This window comes from Pseudomonas sp. EA_65y_Pfl2_P74, assembly GCF_963970575.1.
Lineage (GTDB): Bacteria > Pseudomonadota > Gammaproteobacteria > Pseudomonadales > Pseudomonadaceae > Aquipseudomonas > Aquipseudomonas baetica_A.
Genome location: NZ_CAXAOQ010000007.1, coordinates 166,401 through 183,145 on the forward strand (window position 1 = coordinate 166,401; position 16,745 = coordinate 183,145).

Annotated in this window: 17 protein-coding genes; 13 read left to right on the forward strand and 4 right to left on the reverse strand. The window is 60.9% G+C overall.

Annotated features, from left to right (window positions below; translation table 11 throughout):
• The first annotated feature begins 9 nt into the window (after positions 1-9).
• The 3 genes from AACY18_RS07485 (at position 10) to AACY18_RS07495 (ending at position 3,372) form a co-directional block, all read left to right on the forward strand.
• On the forward strand, positions 10-621 hold the full coding sequence (locus AACY18_RS07485; RefSeq protein ID WP_339464617.1) for a DUF4136 domain-containing protein: 612 nt from the start codon (positions 10-12) through the stop codon (positions 619-621).
• A 54-nt stretch (positions 622-675) separates the two neighbouring features.
• Positions 676-1,233, forward strand: coding sequence for a DUF4136 domain-containing protein (locus AACY18_RS07490; protein ID WP_339431860.1), 558 nt, complete (start codon positions 676-678; stop codon positions 1,231-1,233).
• 141 nt (positions 1,234-1,374) lie between these two features.
• The gene (locus AACY18_RS07495) at positions 1,375-3,372 is read left to right on the forward strand and encodes a pilus assembly protein TadG-related protein (protein ID WP_339464618.1); all 1,998 of its coding nucleotides are present in this window, start codon (positions 1,375-1,377) and stop codon (positions 3,370-3,372) included.
• On the opposite strand, the gene AACY18_RS07500 is transcribed toward AACY18_RS07495, so the two are convergent.
• Positions 3,357-6,104, reverse strand: coding sequence for a PAS domain-containing sensor histidine kinase (locus tag AACY18_RS07500; protein WP_339464619.1), 2,748 nt, complete (start codon positions 6,102-6,104; stop codon positions 3,357-3,359). The genes AACY18_RS07495 and AACY18_RS07500 overlap by 16 nt on opposite strands.
• Positions 6,101-6,541, reverse strand: coding sequence for a TadE/TadG family type IV pilus assembly protein (locus AACY18_RS07505; protein ID WP_339431863.1), 441 nt, complete (start codon positions 6,539-6,541; stop codon positions 6,101-6,103). Before AACY18_RS07505 ends, AACY18_RS07500 begins: the two co-directional genes overlap by 4 nt.
• A 75-nt stretch (positions 6,542-6,616) precedes the next feature.
• Here AACY18_RS07505 and AACY18_RS07510 point away from each other — a divergent pair, with 75 nt between their 5' ends.
• Both AACY18_RS07510 and AACY18_RS07515 read left to right on the forward strand, forming a co-directional pair.
• The gene (locus AACY18_RS07510) at positions 6,617-7,087 is read left to right on the forward strand and encodes an A24 family peptidase (RefSeq protein WP_339431864.1); all 471 of its coding nucleotides are present in this window, start codon (positions 6,617-6,619) and stop codon (positions 7,085-7,087) included.
• 125 nt (positions 7,088-7,212) lie between these two features.
• Positions 7,213-7,989, forward strand: coding sequence for a response regulator transcription factor (locus AACY18_RS07515; protein ID WP_339431865.1), 777 nt, complete (start codon positions 7,213-7,215; stop codon positions 7,987-7,989).
• A gap of 37 nt (positions 7,990-8,026) precedes the next feature.
• Here AACY18_RS07515 and AACY18_RS07520 read toward each other — a convergent pair whose 3' ends face one another.
• Together AACY18_RS07520 and AACY18_RS07525 are read right to left on the reverse strand one after the other, a co-directional pair.
• The gene (locus AACY18_RS07520) at positions 8,027-8,434 is read right to left on the reverse strand and encodes a response regulator (RefSeq protein ID WP_339431866.1); all 408 of its coding nucleotides are present in this window, start codon (positions 8,432-8,434) and stop codon (positions 8,027-8,029) included.
• Between the two features lie 71 nt (positions 8,435-8,505).
• The gene (locus AACY18_RS07525) at positions 8,506-8,706 is read right to left on the reverse strand and encodes a Flp family type IVb pilin (RefSeq protein ID WP_339431867.1); all 201 of its coding nucleotides are present in this window, start codon (positions 8,704-8,706) and stop codon (positions 8,506-8,508) included.
• A gap of 339 nt (positions 8,707-9,045) precedes the next feature.
• Between AACY18_RS07525 and cpaB the strand changes: the two genes are divergently transcribed.
• From cpaB to AACY18_RS07565, 8 genes are read left to right on the forward strand one after another with little or no spacing between them, the layout of a single operon-like run.
• The gene (gene cpaB, locus AACY18_RS07530) at positions 9,046-9,993 is read left to right on the forward strand and encodes a Flp pilus assembly protein CpaB (RefSeq protein ID WP_339431868.1); all 948 of its coding nucleotides are present in this window, start codon (positions 9,046-9,048) and stop codon (positions 9,991-9,993) included.
• Positions 9,994-10,014: 21 nt separating this feature from the next.
• Positions 10,015-11,265: a type II and III secretion system protein family protein gene (locus AACY18_RS07535; protein ID WP_339464621.1), complete on the forward strand. Its 1,251-nt coding sequence runs from the start codon at positions 10,015-10,017 to the stop codon at positions 11,263-11,265.
• Entirely contained in the window at positions 11,262-12,452 is a 1,191-nt protein-coding gene (locus AACY18_RS07540) for a pilus assembly protein (protein WP_339431870.1), read from the forward strand. Before AACY18_RS07535 ends, AACY18_RS07540 begins: the two co-directional genes overlap by 4 nt.
• On the forward strand, positions 12,449-13,720 hold the full coding sequence (locus AACY18_RS07545) for a CpaF family protein (protein WP_339431871.1): 1,272 nt from the start codon (positions 12,449-12,451) through the stop codon (positions 13,718-13,720). The genes AACY18_RS07540 and AACY18_RS07545 overlap by 4 nt, the downstream gene beginning before the upstream one ends.
• A 10-nt stretch (positions 13,721-13,730) precedes the next feature.
• Positions 13,731-14,615: a type II secretion system F family protein gene (locus AACY18_RS07550; RefSeq protein WP_339464622.1), complete on the forward strand. Its 885-nt coding sequence runs from the start codon at positions 13,731-13,733 to the stop codon at positions 14,613-14,615.
• Entirely contained in the window at positions 14,612-15,502 is an 891-nt protein-coding gene (locus tag AACY18_RS07555; protein WP_339431873.1) for a type II secretion system F family protein, read from the forward strand. The genes AACY18_RS07550 and AACY18_RS07555 overlap by 4 nt, the downstream gene beginning before the upstream one ends.
• A 10-nt stretch (positions 15,503-15,512) precedes the next feature.
• Entirely contained in the window at positions 15,513-16,202 is a 690-nt protein-coding gene (locus AACY18_RS07560) for a hypothetical protein (protein ID WP_339431874.1), read from the forward strand.
• A gap of 11 nt (positions 16,203-16,213) precedes the next feature.
• Positions 16,214-16,492, forward strand: a complete 279-nt coding sequence (locus tag AACY18_RS07565; protein ID WP_339464623.1) for a DUF3613 domain-containing protein — start codon at positions 16,214-16,216, stop codon at positions 16,490-16,492.
• The last annotated feature ends 253 nt before the right edge of the window (positions 16,493-16,745 follow it).

Consider the following 16,745-nt stretch of genomic DNA (forward strand, 5'->3'; position numbering starts at 1 on the left):
GAGCCTGAAATGAACGCTCAATGCGGGTTATTGCTGATGTGTCTGGGGTTGGCCGCCTGCCAGGGCAACAACCCCTATGTGGCGCAGTCGCTACCCTTGCCGCCCGCGCCGCCGCAAGCGGCCAACACCTTTGATCGCAGCGCCTACCCGGCGCCACCACGCGATTACGGGCGTTATCGCAGTTGGGCGTGGCTCAACGGACAATTGCCACCCGGCACCGCGTGGGCCGATTCGGCGCAAGTGGCCGAAGCGGTCAGCAATGGGCTGGACCAGCGCGGCTTGCGCCCGTTGCATGACAACCGCCCGGCCGACCTGTTGGTCAGCGCCCGTCTGAGCCTGCAAACCCGCCTGCGCCAGGTGCAGGACAACAGCGGTTACTACGGCGGATACGGCGGCTATGACCGTTATGGTCGCGGTTACGGGATGTACAACACGGTGCCCATCGTGCGCACTTATCAAGAGCAGGTAGTGGTGGTGCAGGTCGACTTGTTCGATGCCGGCACCGGTCAACCGGTCTGGAGTGCCAGCGCCGAAACGGCGGACAACGGCAGCCAGATCGATCGCACCGATGCCATTCGCGAGGCTGTGGAAAAAGCCTTGTCGGCGTATCCTCCGAGTTAGCGCTCAGCAATGGGGGCGCTGTCGCAGGTTCATGTCTTCAACCGGAGAAATTCCATGTTCCGCCGTCTCGTTTTACTGGCCATGGCCGCGCTGCTCAGCGCCTGCGCCGCCAACCCGGTCAATCATGATTTCGATGCCAGCCGCGACTTTGCCGCGTATCGCAGTTGGAGCTGGAAAGAGCCCGCCCTGCAATACCGCCCCGATGACCCTCGGATCAGGAGCGACCTGACCGAACAACGCATTCGCCAAGCGGTCGCCGATCAACTCGATCAGCGCGGCTTGCGCCCGGCCGCGGCCGGCGCCAAGGGTGATTTGAGTGTGCAGACTTACCTGATCGTCGAGGATCGTCAGCAGCAAGTGACGACCAACTACGGCGGCGGTTGGGGTGGGCCGTGGAATGGTTACTGGGGCGCGCCGATGTACAACGAAACGCGCAACATCACCTACAAGGTCGCGACCCTCCAGATCGACCTGCTCGATGGCAAGGACGGCAAACTGGTGTGGCGCGGCAGCGATGAGCGCATGCTCAGCAGCACCCCCAACCCGGCGGATCGCAGCGCTGCGGTTCGAGAAACGGTCGGCCGGATTCTGGCGAACTATCCACCGCGCTAACCCATCCTCAGGTTGACGCCATCCCACAGGGTTCGTCGTCAGGTGACGTGGCGTTCTGCCAGCCGTCTCGCTCAGCCCCGTCTACACTCAACTCCATCAATGGAGGTAGCGCTCGGCAGTGCGCCGGCAAAGGAGTGCGGCATGTCGCCTCGTTCGCAGTTCAATGGTCCGGCCCGGCAGCGGGGGGCAATCGGTTTGATGGCGGCGCTGACCCTGGGGTTGGCGCTGGTGTTGATGCTGGTGGTGGTCGACAGCGGTCGGCTGTACATGGAACAGCGCAAGCTGCAGCGAGTCGTCGACACCGCGGCGCTTGAGGCCGTGAGTCGCGGTGGTAGTTGTCAGTCCGGTCTGACCGCTGCCAGTTACGCCGGGCAAAGCGCCGTGCGCAATGGCTTCGCCGTCAATGCCAGTAACACTCTGGCGACGACCTGCGGCACTCTGCTTACCGGGCCAACCGGTCTGCGTACCTTCACCGTCAGTGCAACCCAGGCGACCGCCATCAAAGTCGCCGCCAGTCACACCGTAGCCACCAGTTTTGCCAATGCTGTGTATGCGTTGTTCAGTGGGGCGTCGGTCAGCCTCAACACCGTACTTCGTGCTTCTGCCGTTGCTGCCCAGCCACAGCCACCGGTTGCCCAATTGAGCATCCGCAGTACGCTGGGCAGTATCAACACAGCGCGATCGAAGATTCTGAACCCAGTGTTTTCGGGGTTGCTCGGAGGCAACGTCAACCTGACGTTACTCGGCTGGGACGGGTTGCTCCACACGGACATCAATCTGCTCAAATACCTGGACCAACTGGCGATCAACCTTAATGTGGCCGCCGGTGATTACACCCAGCTACTCAACACCCAAGCCTCGGTGACCCAGCTGATTCAGGCCGCTGCGGCCGTAGTTCAGGCCAATGGTGCGACTGCCGAAGTGATTACCGCTCTAGGCAACCTGCAAGCGGCGGCGCTCAGTGCCGCCCCCGTCAAACTGGGAGACATTTTACAACTGCAGACCGGCACCACATCGGCCGGGCTGGATGCCGACGTGCAGTTGCTGCAGCTGATTCAGGGCGTCGTGCAACTGGCGAACAGCAAAAGCGCGGTGGCTGCGACATTGCCAATCAGCGTGCTTGGGCTGGCGAATGTCACGGTGCGGGTCAAAGTGATCGAGCCGCCGCAGTTTTCCGCCATCGGCAATCCGGCGTTGGCCAAGATCAACCCCACCGGGCCTGACCGGATTTATGTTCGCACTGCACAGATCCGCACGATGCTGTCAGTGAATCTGCCGGTGCTGACTGGTGTGAGCGGGCTGAGCAACGCAGTGCTGGGGCTGGTCGGTACTTTGACCCCGACTCTCAATTCACTGTTGAGTCTGAACCTGGTCGCTACGCTCAACTCGGCCGCTTGCCTGCTGGGTGCCGGTTGTCAGCAACTGGATCCGAAATTGTTGCCGTCGCCCCAAATCGATATCAGCCTGGATGCCGGTGGCGCCACCAGCTACGTCACTGACTACACATGCCCAACCGGCACCAGCGGCACCAAGAGCCTGACGGCTCATACCACCACGTCTATTGCTGATCTCAAGGTCGGCAAAATCGATCCGACCAATGCTTTTTCATCGGCCGCCGAACCCACGGTTACGCCTTTGCCGTTGATCGACCTCGGCATTGTGACCTGCCACAAGATTCTGGGGATCGGCAGTTGTGATGCCAGCACCCATGTTCAGTATGGCGCCGGCGGCATCGCGATCATGGCCAGCACCAGCGTGGCGGGCAGTACTCAAGATCTGCTTTATTCCAGCACTACACCTTTCCCAATACCGGCCAACCTTAAACTGCCGCCGAGCACGTTGTCCGCCACGCCCTCCAGCAATGTTGTCGGTAGCCTGGCGAGCACTCTGGCCGGTATTAATCTGATTGTTTATAAGCCGCAAGGCGGTAACCCGTTTGGTGCCATCGTTGCGGGCGTTGCCAGTTCGATAAGTGATGTCGCCAGCATTCTCCAACCGCTGATCACCAACCTGTTGAGCCCGCTGCTCGATCCGTTGCTCAACAACTTGCTAAATAGTCTTGGCATCAACCTGATGGCTGTCGATGTCGGCGCCAATATGACCTGTGGCCAGACCGGCAAGGCCTATCTGGTGATCTGATCGTCCTCGGCCATCGGCAGTTCGATACAAAACCGCGCGCCCTCGTCACCATTGCGCACGCTCAGGCGTCCGCCCATGTTGTCGACGATGCCGTAGCTGACCGACAACCCCAACCCGGTGCCGACGCCGACCGGTTTGGTGGTGAAAAACGGTTCGAAAATCCGTTCAATCAAGCGCGGGTCAATACCGCCACCGTTGTCCTCGACCCATAGCCGCACCACATGCTCATCGCACTCGGCATAGACCGCGATCCATGGCTGGAAGTCGCGGTCAGCCTCGCGTTTGCCGAGCAAGGCGTCGCGGGCGTTGACCATCAGATTGATCAGCACCTGCTCAAGTTGATCGACGTAACCGCGCACCTGGACTTCAAAACCGGCCTCTTTGATACGCAACTCGACGCCTTTACCGCGCAAGCCCTCGGACAATAGCGACAACGTGCCTTCAATGGCGTCGAGAGGGTTGAACGGATGCTGTTCGATTTCCGAGCGGCGCCCGAACACGCGCATGTGATCCACCACCCGCGCTGCCCTTTGAACCTGGGCGTCGATGCGATTGAGCTTGTCGGTCAGGTAGTCGATCTGCGCGTCGCCATTGTTCAAGCGCTTGAGCACATTGACGATGGCCATGCGCATCACATTCAGCGGCTGGTTGATCTCGTGGGCCAGGCCGGTGGCCATTTCGCCGAGGGTGGCCATTTTCGCGCTCTGGGTCAGTTGTTGTTGCGAGCGGCGCACCTCGGTGTTGTCGCGACCCACGGCTTGTACCTCGATCAGTTGCCCGTGTTCATCGAATACCCCGCGATCCGACCAGACCCACCACGCGTGTTCGCGGCCGGGCAGGCGCAGATTGATCTCGGCGGTGCTCACTGGCAGTTGCGGGGTCAGTTGTGCCAGGCGCTGGACGAACGCCTGGCGCTGTTCGTCCGACATCCAGTTGCCCAGATTTACCCCGGGCAACTGCTCCGCTGTGCATTCCAGATAAGTCGCCAAGGGCCGGTTGCCGAAGGTCAGGGTCAAGTCCGGGCGATAGCGGCAAATCATCGCTGGGGAATCTTCCACCAGCATCCGGTAGCGCTCTTCGCTGGTCTTGATTTGCTCGGCGGCGAGGGTCGCTTCGGTGACGTCCAGCCATAAACCCACGGCCTCGACCGGCAGGCCCAAGTCGTCGCGCAGCAGTTTGGCTTCGTCGAGCAGCCAGTGTGCGTTGCCTTGGCGGTCGAGCATCCGATATCGCGTGCTCACCGAGCCTTCGCGCAGCAACTGCCGCGTGCGTTCGAAATAGCGAGGACGGTCTTCGGGGTGTATGTGTTCCACCAGTCGGCCATCGTCACAGTCGGTCAGCGTCCAGCCCAGCAAGGGTTGCAGGCTGGCGCTGAAGAAGGTTGGTTGCAGCGCCCCCTCGACGTAGCGTTGCACGTAGATCACGGCGGGGGCGCTGGCGATCAGATTGTCCAGGCGTGCATGGGCGGCGGCGGCCTGTTGCTGTTGATTCTTGATGTCGCTGATGTCGAGCATGAAACCCACCAGCCTTCGCTCGGCGCCGATGCCCAAAGAGCGACCTTGCAGGCGATACCACAGCGGCTGCGGTTGATCGCTGCGTTGCAGGCGCACGCATACTTCCAGCGGAGCGCCCTCATCCTGCAAGGCTTGCAGGCGACTGCGCAGCTCATCGCGGTCGGCAGGATGCACAGGGGCGAACCAGTCCTGAATCGGCAACCGTTCAAGCGTCACACCCAGGCTGGCAGCCAGTGCCGGGGCCAACTGTATTTCGCTGCCGTCGTGGGTCATCTCCCACCAACCCGTACCGAGCAATGCTTGCAGAATCTCCAGGCGCTCCAGTTGCTGGTGATGGTGATGCTCGCGCAGGCGCTCCAGCAGAGGGGCGGCGACGGCAGCGGCCAACAGCAGCCAGTCGTGATCGTTCAGGTCCGGCGCCTGTTGCTTCGCGTTGTAGCCTGCGCAAAGCAACCACGCCGCCACACCTTGGGCATCGCGGTAAGGCACGGCGAAGCTTTCGTCGAGACCGAACAGCGCACTCAGGCGTGGTTGTTCGCTGGCCAGCAAGCGTTGTGGTAACGCACCGTTGAGGCTGTCGAGCCCGGTCCCCAATCGTTGCTGGTCATGCCACATCTGCGGTGCATCTGGCGCGGCGTAGTGCTGATGAATCTGCCAACCCAGGCCTTGCTCATCGAGCAGGGCCACTGCCAGACATGGAATGTGCAACTGCTGGCTCAAGCGTTGCAGTTGTTCGCCAAGCACATCGGGCAGGCGCGCAAGGCTGCACAAACGCAACTGATCGCGCATCTGCGTGGCCAGCCACTGGCATTGCTCACGATTGCGCGCCTGAAGCCGCTCACCCAGCAAGTCACCGATGTCCAGCAACTGCAAAAGCCAGCCATCGCCCTGGGCCTGCACCCAGCCGCGCAAGTGCAGCGGTGCACCGTTCTGGCTGAAAAAATCGAGGTCGAGCAATTGTCCTTGCCAGTCGGCGGGGCGACCTTCTATCGCCAGGCTGCTGTAGGGCAACACATACTCCAGCAGATGCGCGGGCTGGGGGCCGGACATCCGCTGCGCCAGCACATGGCGCAAGGGGCCGCTCAAATGATTGACGTGGCCTTCGCCGTCCAGATACAGCTGCAGGCCGACACTCGGCACCACAGGGCTGTCCAGAGGCTGTGGCGTCTCGGGTTGTCGATTGAGCAGGCGAGCGAACAGCTTGTCACCGGAACTCAAAATTGCAGGCTCGAAGACGCGCTCAATGTCACTGGCAGACGCGGCACCGAACCGATGCCGGGCAGCACCAGAAACGGCAGCGCCTGATTGAGCTTGGCGGTGGGGTAGTTGACCGTCACCGTCAGCACGCCGCCGACATAGGTGATGTTGCTGTCGGTGGCCGCATCGAAATTCAATGCGCCGGGCAGCCAAGCCAATTGGCGGGTCAGCTCGGTACGGGCCGTGGTGATGACGGTGGTTGAGTAATCGGCAGAGGCCGGATCCAGCGCCACGCTACGGCGCACGGCCTCGGCAGTGGACTCATTGAACGACTGCATCAGCAACAGCGGCAGGCTGTAGCTGACCAAGCCATAAAACACGGCGAAGAACACGATGAACACCAAGGCGAATTCGATGGCGACAGCGCCTTTTTGCTTGCGGGGGAGGCTGGATTTCATGAGTGCGTCTACCCTGACATTCACTGCTTAATATCAGCATAGAATCATTCAGCCAAAAGGGACGTTTTTTACCGCATGCACAGCTTTGTCCTACTGATCTGGCTGACACTTTGCGCGGCGCAGGATGCCCGACAACGGCATATCGGTAACGGCCTGACTTTGGGTGTTGGAGGGTTGGCCACCGTTTATCTACTGACGACCGGCAACACTTGGCTCGGCGCCGAACCGGTTCAAGGAGCCTGGGCGGTGCTGCTGGCCCTGGCGTTCACCCTTCCCGGTTATGCGCTGAAACGTTTTGGCGCAGGCGATGTGAAACTAATGACAGCCTTTGGCGTTGCGACGGACGGTGCTCACTTGCTCGGCGTGTTTATCGGCGCAGCGCTTGCCAGTGCACTCTGGGTCCTGTTGGCGCCAAGGCTCTGGTTGCATATGAGTCAAAGGCTTAGAGAACGTCTTCGATATATGAGGCCTGAAGCGTCAAAAAAGCTGCCATTTGCACCGTTCGTGCTGGCAGGGTCAATTCTCACCTTGTTGTGGCTCCATTAGTCGCGCCTTGCCACTACTGCTATGTACATAGTCGGAAAGTGGGTCTACTTTCAAATCAGTGTTTGTACGGCAGCGTACTGTAAGTACAGGAACGGTCAGCCTTTGGCCCGAGCATGGAGTGGCATGTGAACGAGCTTACATCTGTTGTAAAGGTGCTGGTGGTCGACGATCAACCGCTGATTGTCGAGGAACTCTGCGAATTCATCGAGAGCAGTGGCTACCGATGTGTGCCTTGCGAGTCGAGCAAGCAGGCCATTGAACAATTCACCGAGGACACCGCCATTGGCCTGGTGCTGTGCGACCTGCACATGCCGGACATGGACGGCATTGAACTGGTGCAGGAACTGCAGCGGTTGTCGGGTAAACATCGGGTCTTCGAGGCCATCATGCTGACCGGGCGCGCCGACAAGCAGGACGTGATCAAGGCCTTGCGTGCCGGCATTGCCGATTACTACCAAAAGCCCATTGACCTGGACGAACTGCTCGAAGGTTTGCAGCGTCAGGAAGCGGCATTGCGGGAACGGCAGAAAACCCTGCAGCTGGGCCACCTCAATCAAAAGCTGCAATACCTGTCCGAGTCGATCGACGATCTTTACCAGGACCTCGACAAAGTACGCCGCGGGCCTTCGACGGTGAGTGAAGAGGCGTCGGGTGATGGCGAGGGGGTGGAGATACCGGAAATCTTCAATCAGTTGTCGCCCCGCCAGATCGATGTTGCACGGTTGGTCGGCAAGGGCCAGACCAACTATCAGATTGCCTGTGAACTGGGGATTACCGAGAACACGGTCAAGCTCTATGTCTCGCAGGTCTTGCGCCTGACACACATGCACAATCGCACCCAATTGGCGCTGGCGTTGTCGCCGAGCAATTCGGGTATGCGTCATCGGGTGACTGCGCATTGATCCCCTCTGACCCCGGTGTTATGCGGGGTCAGCTACCTCAAACGATGTGGGCTTTGGACTTGGGAAACAGGTTGTCCAGGGTTTCCAGCAACCGTACGTGATAGATCGGTTTACGGAACAGGTCCAGCACCTGCAGGCGCAGCATATCGCTGACATCCTCCATGTCCGCATGCCCGGACGTGACGATCACCGGCAGATGCTGGCGTGAGGTGTGTTCACGCAGCCGCTTGATCAGCGACATGCCACTTTCTTCGGGCATGCGCAGATCAGTGATCACCAGGGCGATATCCGGGTGGCGGGTCAGATGGTGCAGGGCCAGCTTCACCGACGTGGCGGTATGACAGGTGAAGCCTTCACCCTCCAGCAACTCTGCCAGCTCCAGCAGTGCGTCTTCTTCATCGTCGACGAGGAGCAACTGCTGGCGCGGGGAGTATGGAGAGTTCATGGGCAACACCTGCAATGGACTGAGTGCTGACGGTAGAACCCAATGGGCGTATTGACAAGTTATCGGTCCGATCAGGTGAGGGCGGTCTGGATTGTAGTCAGGATGGTGGTGACCGCGTTGCCTATACCGTTGCCGAATGCGGCAATCACCAGCGCCACCAGGCCGACGACCAGCGCGTACTCGATGGCGGACGCGCCTTCAGTGTCTTTGCCCAAGCCTTTGTAGAGGGCGAGATGAGATTTGATTTTTTGAGCAACCTTGGAATACGACATAAGCATTCTCCTTGGGGCACACCAGGTGTTGCGCGTTCGCAACATGATTTCCCTGTGCCACCCTCAGCATTGTTGGCAATTGCCACCCCTTCAACTGTAAGAACGGATTAACACCTAAGTAGTAGGGCGCCGTTTAACGGCAGAAAACCACATTTGGCGCCTTAGACCTCTACTTTTGCTGGATATTTCCCACTTCGTAATGGCGTTTTGTTCTGCCTGCGCTACGGTTAAATAGCGAAATAGTTACTTGTTCATAGCTGCCTGATTGCGAAGTTATCTCGTTGGAATTCACGGGACATTGCATGAGAGACAAAGCGATGCGGGAAAGGGAGAGCCGTCATGAACAGTCGCGTCACTCTGGGTCTGGCCGGGTTGTTACTGGCGGGCGCCATCATTGCCGGATATTGGGGGCTTACCTTGAGCCGGGCACCGGTCGCTGAACCGGTCGCTACCCCCGCCACTGAGCCTGTGGTGCCGTCAGCCGTCAAAACCGAACCTGTGGAAGACCCGACGCGTCAGCCCGTCGTCGTACTGCTGCGAGACATCCCGCCGTTCGTGAACATCACCGCCGCCGACGTTGCCGTGGAAAAACTGCGCACTGCGCCTGCCGGCAGCCTGGGCAATGTCAATCAAGTCATCGGCCGTGCGCCTTGGCGGCACTTGAGCGCCGGCAGTTGGCTGAGTGACGAAAGCTTCGAATCCGGCAGCTCACTGGCCCGCATGATTCGCCCCGGCGAACGGGCGGTGGCGGTGGCGGTGGACGAAGTCATCAACGCCGGCGGGCAATTGGCCCCCGGCGATTACGTCGACGTGCTGCTGTTTCTGCGCAAGGACGAAAACAATCCACAGCCCTCGGCACAACAAGTGGTGTCGGCGGTGCGTGTGCTCGGCGTCGGCAACCAGTTGGGCCTGACCAACGACGGCCAGCCTGCAGATCCCGCACGCAGTGATGAGGAGCGACTCAAACAGGAACAACAGCGCCAGGCCGCCCGCAGCGTGCTGCTGGCCGTGCCAGAGACGCTGGCCAGCCGCTTGATGCTGGCGTCCAGCGCTGGTGTCTTGCGCCTGGCCGTGCGCAGCGCCGATGAGCAGCAACTGGCGAAATACTGGGCGGGCGAAAACAATGTCGCTACCCAGCTCGACACGCCTCGCCGCGAACTGATCGAGTTCAGTCAACTGTCCCAGGCCCCGCCGCCCAAACCCATGGCCGTGGCCGGCCAGCCCGGCCCACGCAAACCCACCGTTGAAGTCATCCGCGGTGCTGAAACCGCCCAAACCACACCCTGAATCGAGCAAGGACGCCTTTACATGCGCATACGCTTTACGCCTCTGTTCAACGGTTTGCTCTGGGCCTCGCTGCTGAGTGTCACCTCGATCGGCAGCGCCGTCGCCGCCACCGGCAATTGCGCCGCGCTGGGGCCATTGCCCTCGGTGCTGGAAGTCGGCGAAGGTTTGCAGCAGGCGTTGCAATCGCCGGTGGCGATCACGCGGGTCGCTGTAGGCGATCCGAAAATCGCCGACGTGCGTGCCACCGGCGATAAGGCCGTGTTGCTCACAGGCGTTGGGCCCGGCGCAACCACGCTGATGATCTGGACGGCCTGCGCCAGTGCTCCACGGCAAAGCATGGTGTTCGTGCAAGGTAAGGCCAGTGCGGCGATGAAGACCGTTTCCCTGCCGGTCACGGATGATCCGACCTTGCCCTCGCAGGTGCAGACCGACATACGTTTTGTTGAAGTCAGCCGTACCAAACTCAAAGAGGCCGGCACTTCGATTTACGGCAAGGGTTCGAACAACTTCCTGTTCGGCACTCCGGGCACGGTGCCCGGCACCGGAGTCAGGCCGGGTACGGTGCCGATCACTGCGCCGAACATTCCCTTGGCCAACGACATGTTCAACATTGTCTGGGGCGGCGGCAGCAGTAAATTTCTCGGCATCGTCAATGCATTGGAGGGCAGCGGTTTCGCCTACACCCTGGCGCGACCCAGCCTGGTGGCGTTGAGCGGTCAGAGCGCGAGTTTTCTGGCCGGCGGCGAAATCCCGATCCCGGTGCCCAGTGCCAACAGCAACAGCTATTCCATCGAATACAAGGAATTCGGCATCCGTCTGACGCTGACCCCGACCGTGGTCAGCCGTGACCGCATCGCGCTCAAGGTCGCCCCGGAAGTCAGTGAACTGGACTACAACAATGGCGTGACCATCGGCGGCACCACGGTGCCGGCCTTCACTATCCGCCGCACCGATACCAGCATCTCGCTGGCCGACGGCGAGAGCTTCGTGATCAGCGGCTTGATCAGCACGCAAAATGCTTCCCAGGTGAGCAAATTTCCAGGGCTGGGTGACATTCCGGTGATCGGCGCGTTTTTCCGCAATTCATCGATCAACCGCGAGGAGCGTGAACTGCTGATGATCGTCACCCCGCACCTGGTTCAACCCCTGGCGGTCAATGCACCACTGCCTTCGCTGCCCGGGGAAAAACTGCGCAACTACGACCCCAACTGGTATCGCCTGTACTTCCTTGAAAACGGCAACTTCGATAAACGCAGCGGATTATCGCAATGAGCCAGAGCCTGAATCAGACCTTCCTCGCCATCACCCGTAACGACACCGATCTTGAGTGGCTGCAAGGCGCGCTAGCACCGCTGGGGCAGGTGGTCAGTGCCGGTGGCGGCAGTCTTGATGAACTGCTGGCGCTGGTCGACGTCACCTGCGCCAGCCTCGTCTTCGTCGGGCTCGACCCCGAACATCTGGTGGCCCAGAGCGCGTTGATCGAAGGCGTTCTGGAAGCCAAACCGATGCTCGCCATCGTCGCCCTCGGTGACGGCATGGACAATCAGCTTGTACTCAATGCCATGCGGGCCGGCGCGCGAGACTTTGTTGCCTACGGCTCACGTTCCAGCGAAGTCGCCGGGCTGGTGCGGCGCCTGAGTAAACGTCTGCCGGCGGTGACGCCGAACACCCCGTTGGGTGGGCTGACGGTGCTCTACGGTGTGCAAAGCGATGCGGACGGCGCACTGCTGGCCAACCATATGGCGCTGGTGGTGCACAAGAGTGGTCAACAAACCCTGTTGCTGGATCTGGGGCTGCCTCACGGTGACAGTCTGGCCTTGCTGGGGCTGGAGAGTTCCTTCCATTTCGGCGATGCGTTGCGCCACTTGCGACGCCTCGACGCGACCCTGATCGACAGCGCCTTCACCAGCACCGAAGCCGGTCTGCGCATTCTCGCCTATGCCCCTGCCGATGAGCCGCTGGAGCGCACCAGCACTGCGGAGCTGTACATGTTGCTCAGCGCCTTGCGCCAACACTTCCAGCACATCGTGGTCAACCTCACCGGCCAGCCTGACAGCGAAGCGCTGCGCACCTTTGTCAGCCATTGCGACAAGTTGCTGTGGTACACCGACCAGAACGTGCTCGACTGCCGGCGCAATCTGGCGGTGCTGAACCAGTGGCGCGAGAAAGGCGTGAAACTCGACCACGGCCGCTTGCTGGTGGATCGCTACCTGCGCAACGTTGCGCCCGACTCAGAGGCACTGGGCAAGACCTTCGGCCTGGAAGTGATCGCCGTGCTCGCCTACAGCCCGGAACTGCGCCTGAACGCCAAAAATCAAGGCGTGACCCTGTTCGAACTGGCGCCGCGTGAAGCCCTCAGCCAAAGCCTGCGCACCCTCGGTGAGTGCCTGGCCAAACGCTCTGAAGGCCTGGCCAAACCGAAGGTCACCTGGTTCGACCGCTTGCGAGGCACCTCATGAACGGCGAGCAATTGTTCGGCGGCCCACAGCGCCAGGCGACCGGTAATACCGATCACGATGGCCTGAAACTGGTGCTGCACCGCTACATCATCGACGCCATCGAAGAGTCCGGGAAAAACCTGCTGGAGGGCTCGCGGCAGGTGCTGGCGCAATTCGTCATCGACAAAGTCGCCGAATACATCGCACGCCTGCACCTGGCGATTTCCCGTTATGAAATGGAGCGTCTGGCCGAAGAAATCGTTGATGAACTGACCGGCTTCGGCCCGCTCGAAGTGCTGCTGCGCGACAGTTCGGTGACGGAGATTCTGGTCAACGGCCCGCACAAAGTGTTTATCGAACGCGATGGCCTGCTGCACCTCAGTGACCTGCGTTTCATCGATGCCCACCACGTCGAACGCGTGATGCAGCGCATCCTGGCGCCGCTCGGTCGGCGTCTGGACGAGTCGTCACCGATGGTCGATGCGCGCCTGCCCGATGGCAGCCGGGTCAACGCCATCATCCCGCCGATTGCCCTCGACGGCCCGTGCCTGTCGATCCGCAAATTTCGCAAGGACATGCTCAAAAGCACTGACCTGATGGCCATGCAAACCATCGATCAGGCGATCTACGATTTCATTCAGGAGGCGGTGGGCAAGCGCTGCAACATTCTCATCAGCGGCGGCACCGGTACGGGCAAAACCACGCTACTGAACATTCTCAGCCAGTTGATCAACCCCAGCGAACGCCTCGTCACCATTGAAGATGTCGCCGAATTACAGCTCGGCCACCCGCATGTCGTGCGTCTGGAAACCCGGCCACCGAATGCCGAGGGCCATGGCGAGGTCAAGGCCAGCGACCTGATCCGCAACGCCCTGCGGATGCGTCCCGACCGGATCATCCTGGGCGAGATCCGAGGCGTCGAAGTGGTCGATGTACTGACGGCGATGAACACCGGTCACGACGGCTCCATGAGTACCGTGCACGCCAACAATGCCCAGGATGCCTTGCTGCGCCTGGAAACCCTGGTGGGCCTGACCGGCCGCGCCATCGCCGAGCGCACCCTGCGCCAGATGATCTGCGCCGCGCTGGATGTGGTGATTCAACTGACGCGCCTGCCCGATGGTCGGCGCTGCGTCAGCGAAGTGGTGGAAGTGGTGGGCGTGCGCGAGGACGTCTATGTCACCAACACCTTGTTCCGCCTCGACCGGCGCACAGGCGTCGGTTTTCTGCGTGAGGCGGTCAACCCGGCCGGCGACAAGCTGCGCCACGAATCGACGCTCGCGCACTGAGGGCCACGGCATGCTTAAACCGCTGCTGCTGTACTTGCTCAGTCTGGCGTTGTTCGGGCAATCCATGCGTCTGTTCTATAAGGCATGGCGTCTGAGCGGTGCCACTCGTGTAATGGAGCGATTGAATGAGGGACTGCCGCATGAAAACGCCCCCCCAACGCGTTGGGCTGGCCTTGAACGGGCCTTCTTGCGCGCGGGCCTGGGGCGGCCGACCGAACGTCTTGGTGCATGGGTCTTGCTATGGATGTTCGCCATCGTGCTGGGTCTGGCGCTCGCCGGATGGATCGGCGTACTGGTGATGGTGGTGTTGCCGCCAGTGGCCGTGCGGTTGTACGTCAGTTGGCGCTACCAACGGCGCTTGCGACGAATGATCGAGCAACTGCCGCAACTGCTCGACTACACCGTGCGCAGCCTGAAGTCGGGTCGCACGTTGGCCGACGCGGTGCTGGGTGGCATCGAGGTCAGCGAAGAACCGCTGAAAAACGCCATGGGCCGGGTGCAGCGCAACGTCCAGTTGGGGGTGAGTTTGCCGGACGCGGTGTCGGATCTGGCCGAACTCTACGAGCGAGACGAGTTTCGTCTGTTCGCCCTTGGCCTCAAGGTCAATCATCGCTACGGCGGCAATGCCAGTGAGTTGCTGGAAAACCTGATCAAGATGATCCGCGAACGCGATCAGGCTGCGCGCCAATTACGCGCCATGACCGGTGAAACCCGCCTCACCGCGTGGGTGCTGGGATTGTTGCCGATTGCCATGGCTGGGTATTTCCTGATGGCCAATCCGGTTTATCTGGTCGCCATGTGGCACGACCCGTCCGGGCAGCGAATGCTCGCCACGGCGTTCGGCATGCAGGTGATCGGCAGTCTGTTGCTCTGGCGGATGTTGCGCAGCCTATGACGACGCCTCTGATGATCAGCGCCTTGTTGTTGCTCGGCGCCGCCGTGTTACTGATCGCCCATCTGCTGGAGCAGCGTCGCCGCGCGCGGCAAATCATCCGGCGACTGGACGGCGACCTGATTCGCGAAAACCGCCTCGGCAACCTGTTGCAGTCGCTCGGCGAGAGCAAGGTCGGGCAGCACAGCGTCAAGCTCGACAACGAAACGCAAACCCTGCTCAGCCGTCTCGGCTGGCGCAGCGCACGCCAGCGTTCGCTGTTCGCTGCCTGTCAGATCGGTGCGCCGTTGTTGATGCTGGCCCTGGCAGTGCTGTTGCAATCGGTGTTTTTCCCCACCGTGGAAAAACAATGGATCGCGCCGTTGTTCGCCCTCGGCGTCGGCTACCTGCTGCCCAAGCGGTTGCTGGTGATGGCCGTTGCCCAGCGACAGAAACAACTGGCCAGTGAGATCGGCACGTTTATTCCGTTGCTGCGCATCCTCTTCGAGTCCGGCATGGCCGTGGAGCAGGCACTGCGTGTGCTGAGCCATGAAGGCCAAGCGTTGCTCCCCGTGCTGACTCATGAGTTGCGCCTGGTGCTGGCCCGGGTCGACTCGGGCCTTGAACTGGGCGAAGAACTGAACAAGGCCACGCAACTGTTGGCGGTGGATGAGTTCACCGACACCTGCGTGATTCTCCAGCAGTTGCTGCATCAGGGCGGTGGGGCGATGAAATCGCTGTTGTCGCTCAAGCAACTGCTCGATGACCGGCGCCTCACGCGCCTGCAGGAATACATTTCGAAGATGTCGGCAAAAATGTCCGTCGTGATGATGCTGTTTCTCTTCCCTGCATTATTGATCGTCCTGGCCGGCCCGGGCTTCACCGCCCTGGCCAAGGCATTGGGGGCATGAAGGAGTGGTGATGAAAGCAATGATGGCTGGTGTTTGCCTGTTGTTGCTCGGTGGCTGTGCCAACACCGGGCAAAACCCCTGGGAGGCGCTGACCAGCAGCGCCAGTTGCGGCAAGTTGAGTTCCGATCAGCAACTGTCGCTGAACCTGGCCGACGACATGGCCAACGAAGGCAAGCTCCACGCCAGTCTGGCCAACCTGCAAAGCCTGCCGGACAACCTCGCCGATGTGCGTCTGCGCAAGGCCAGGGTTTACCGCTTGCTCGGTCGCAGCGAGGCCCAACCGTTGTATCGCAGCTTGCTCGGCACCTGCCTGGCGGCCGAAGCCGAACATGGTCTGGGCCAACTCGCGGCCGCGAAGTCCGACTACGGCCAGGCGCAGGCGCACCTGCAACGCGCCGCACGCCTGGCCCCGACCGACGAAAAAATCCGCAACGATCTGGGGGTGGTCTACCTCAATCAATTGCGTATCGAAGATGCGCGTTTTGAGTTTCTCACCGCCATGGAACTCAAGCAGAGCGATCAATTGGCCGCACTGAATCTGGTCACGCTGTTGCTGTATCAGGATGACTGGAACCGCGCCGCCGAACTGGTCAGCCGCCTCGGCCTGAGCCCCGCGCAGTTCAGCGAAGCACAGAGCCGCGCGGAAAAACTCAAAGTGCCGAGCCCATCTCCCGCCGCCGTTACGGCGATGCTCAAATAAGGAGACCCGCGATGAAAGCCATCATTGTTTGCCTGGGCTTGCTGGCCCTGCCGCTCACCAGTCACGCCATCGACGCCGGCCCGGCCTCGGCCCAGCAACAGGAAACCGAAGGCTGGCTGCTGCTGCAAAGCCGCAACAAAGTGGCCTCGCCCAAACCTCAGACCCAGACGCCGACTGAGCGCGAACTGGTGATGCAGCGTTGGCTGAAAAGCTACCAGCATGAGATCCCGCCGTTTTTCGATCAGGAGCAGGGTGGCAAGGTCAGCAGTGGAACGGGTGGCGGCGGCTGACAGTATTCAACAGGCTCGCCGCGTCATCGTTCTTCGCGAGCAAGCCCGCTCCCACAGGTTGAAATGCATTCCACGATTTGAAATGCATACCCCTGTGGGAGCGGGCTTGCTCGCGAAGAGGCCCGTCCATACGATCCATCTCATGCTGGATGCATTCCGATATAGATACCGCCTTAAATATTGACGCCATCGCATTGACGTTTTAGTGGTGTCAAAGTGATGGCTCGTGTAGATTTCACCGCGCCCGAACCAG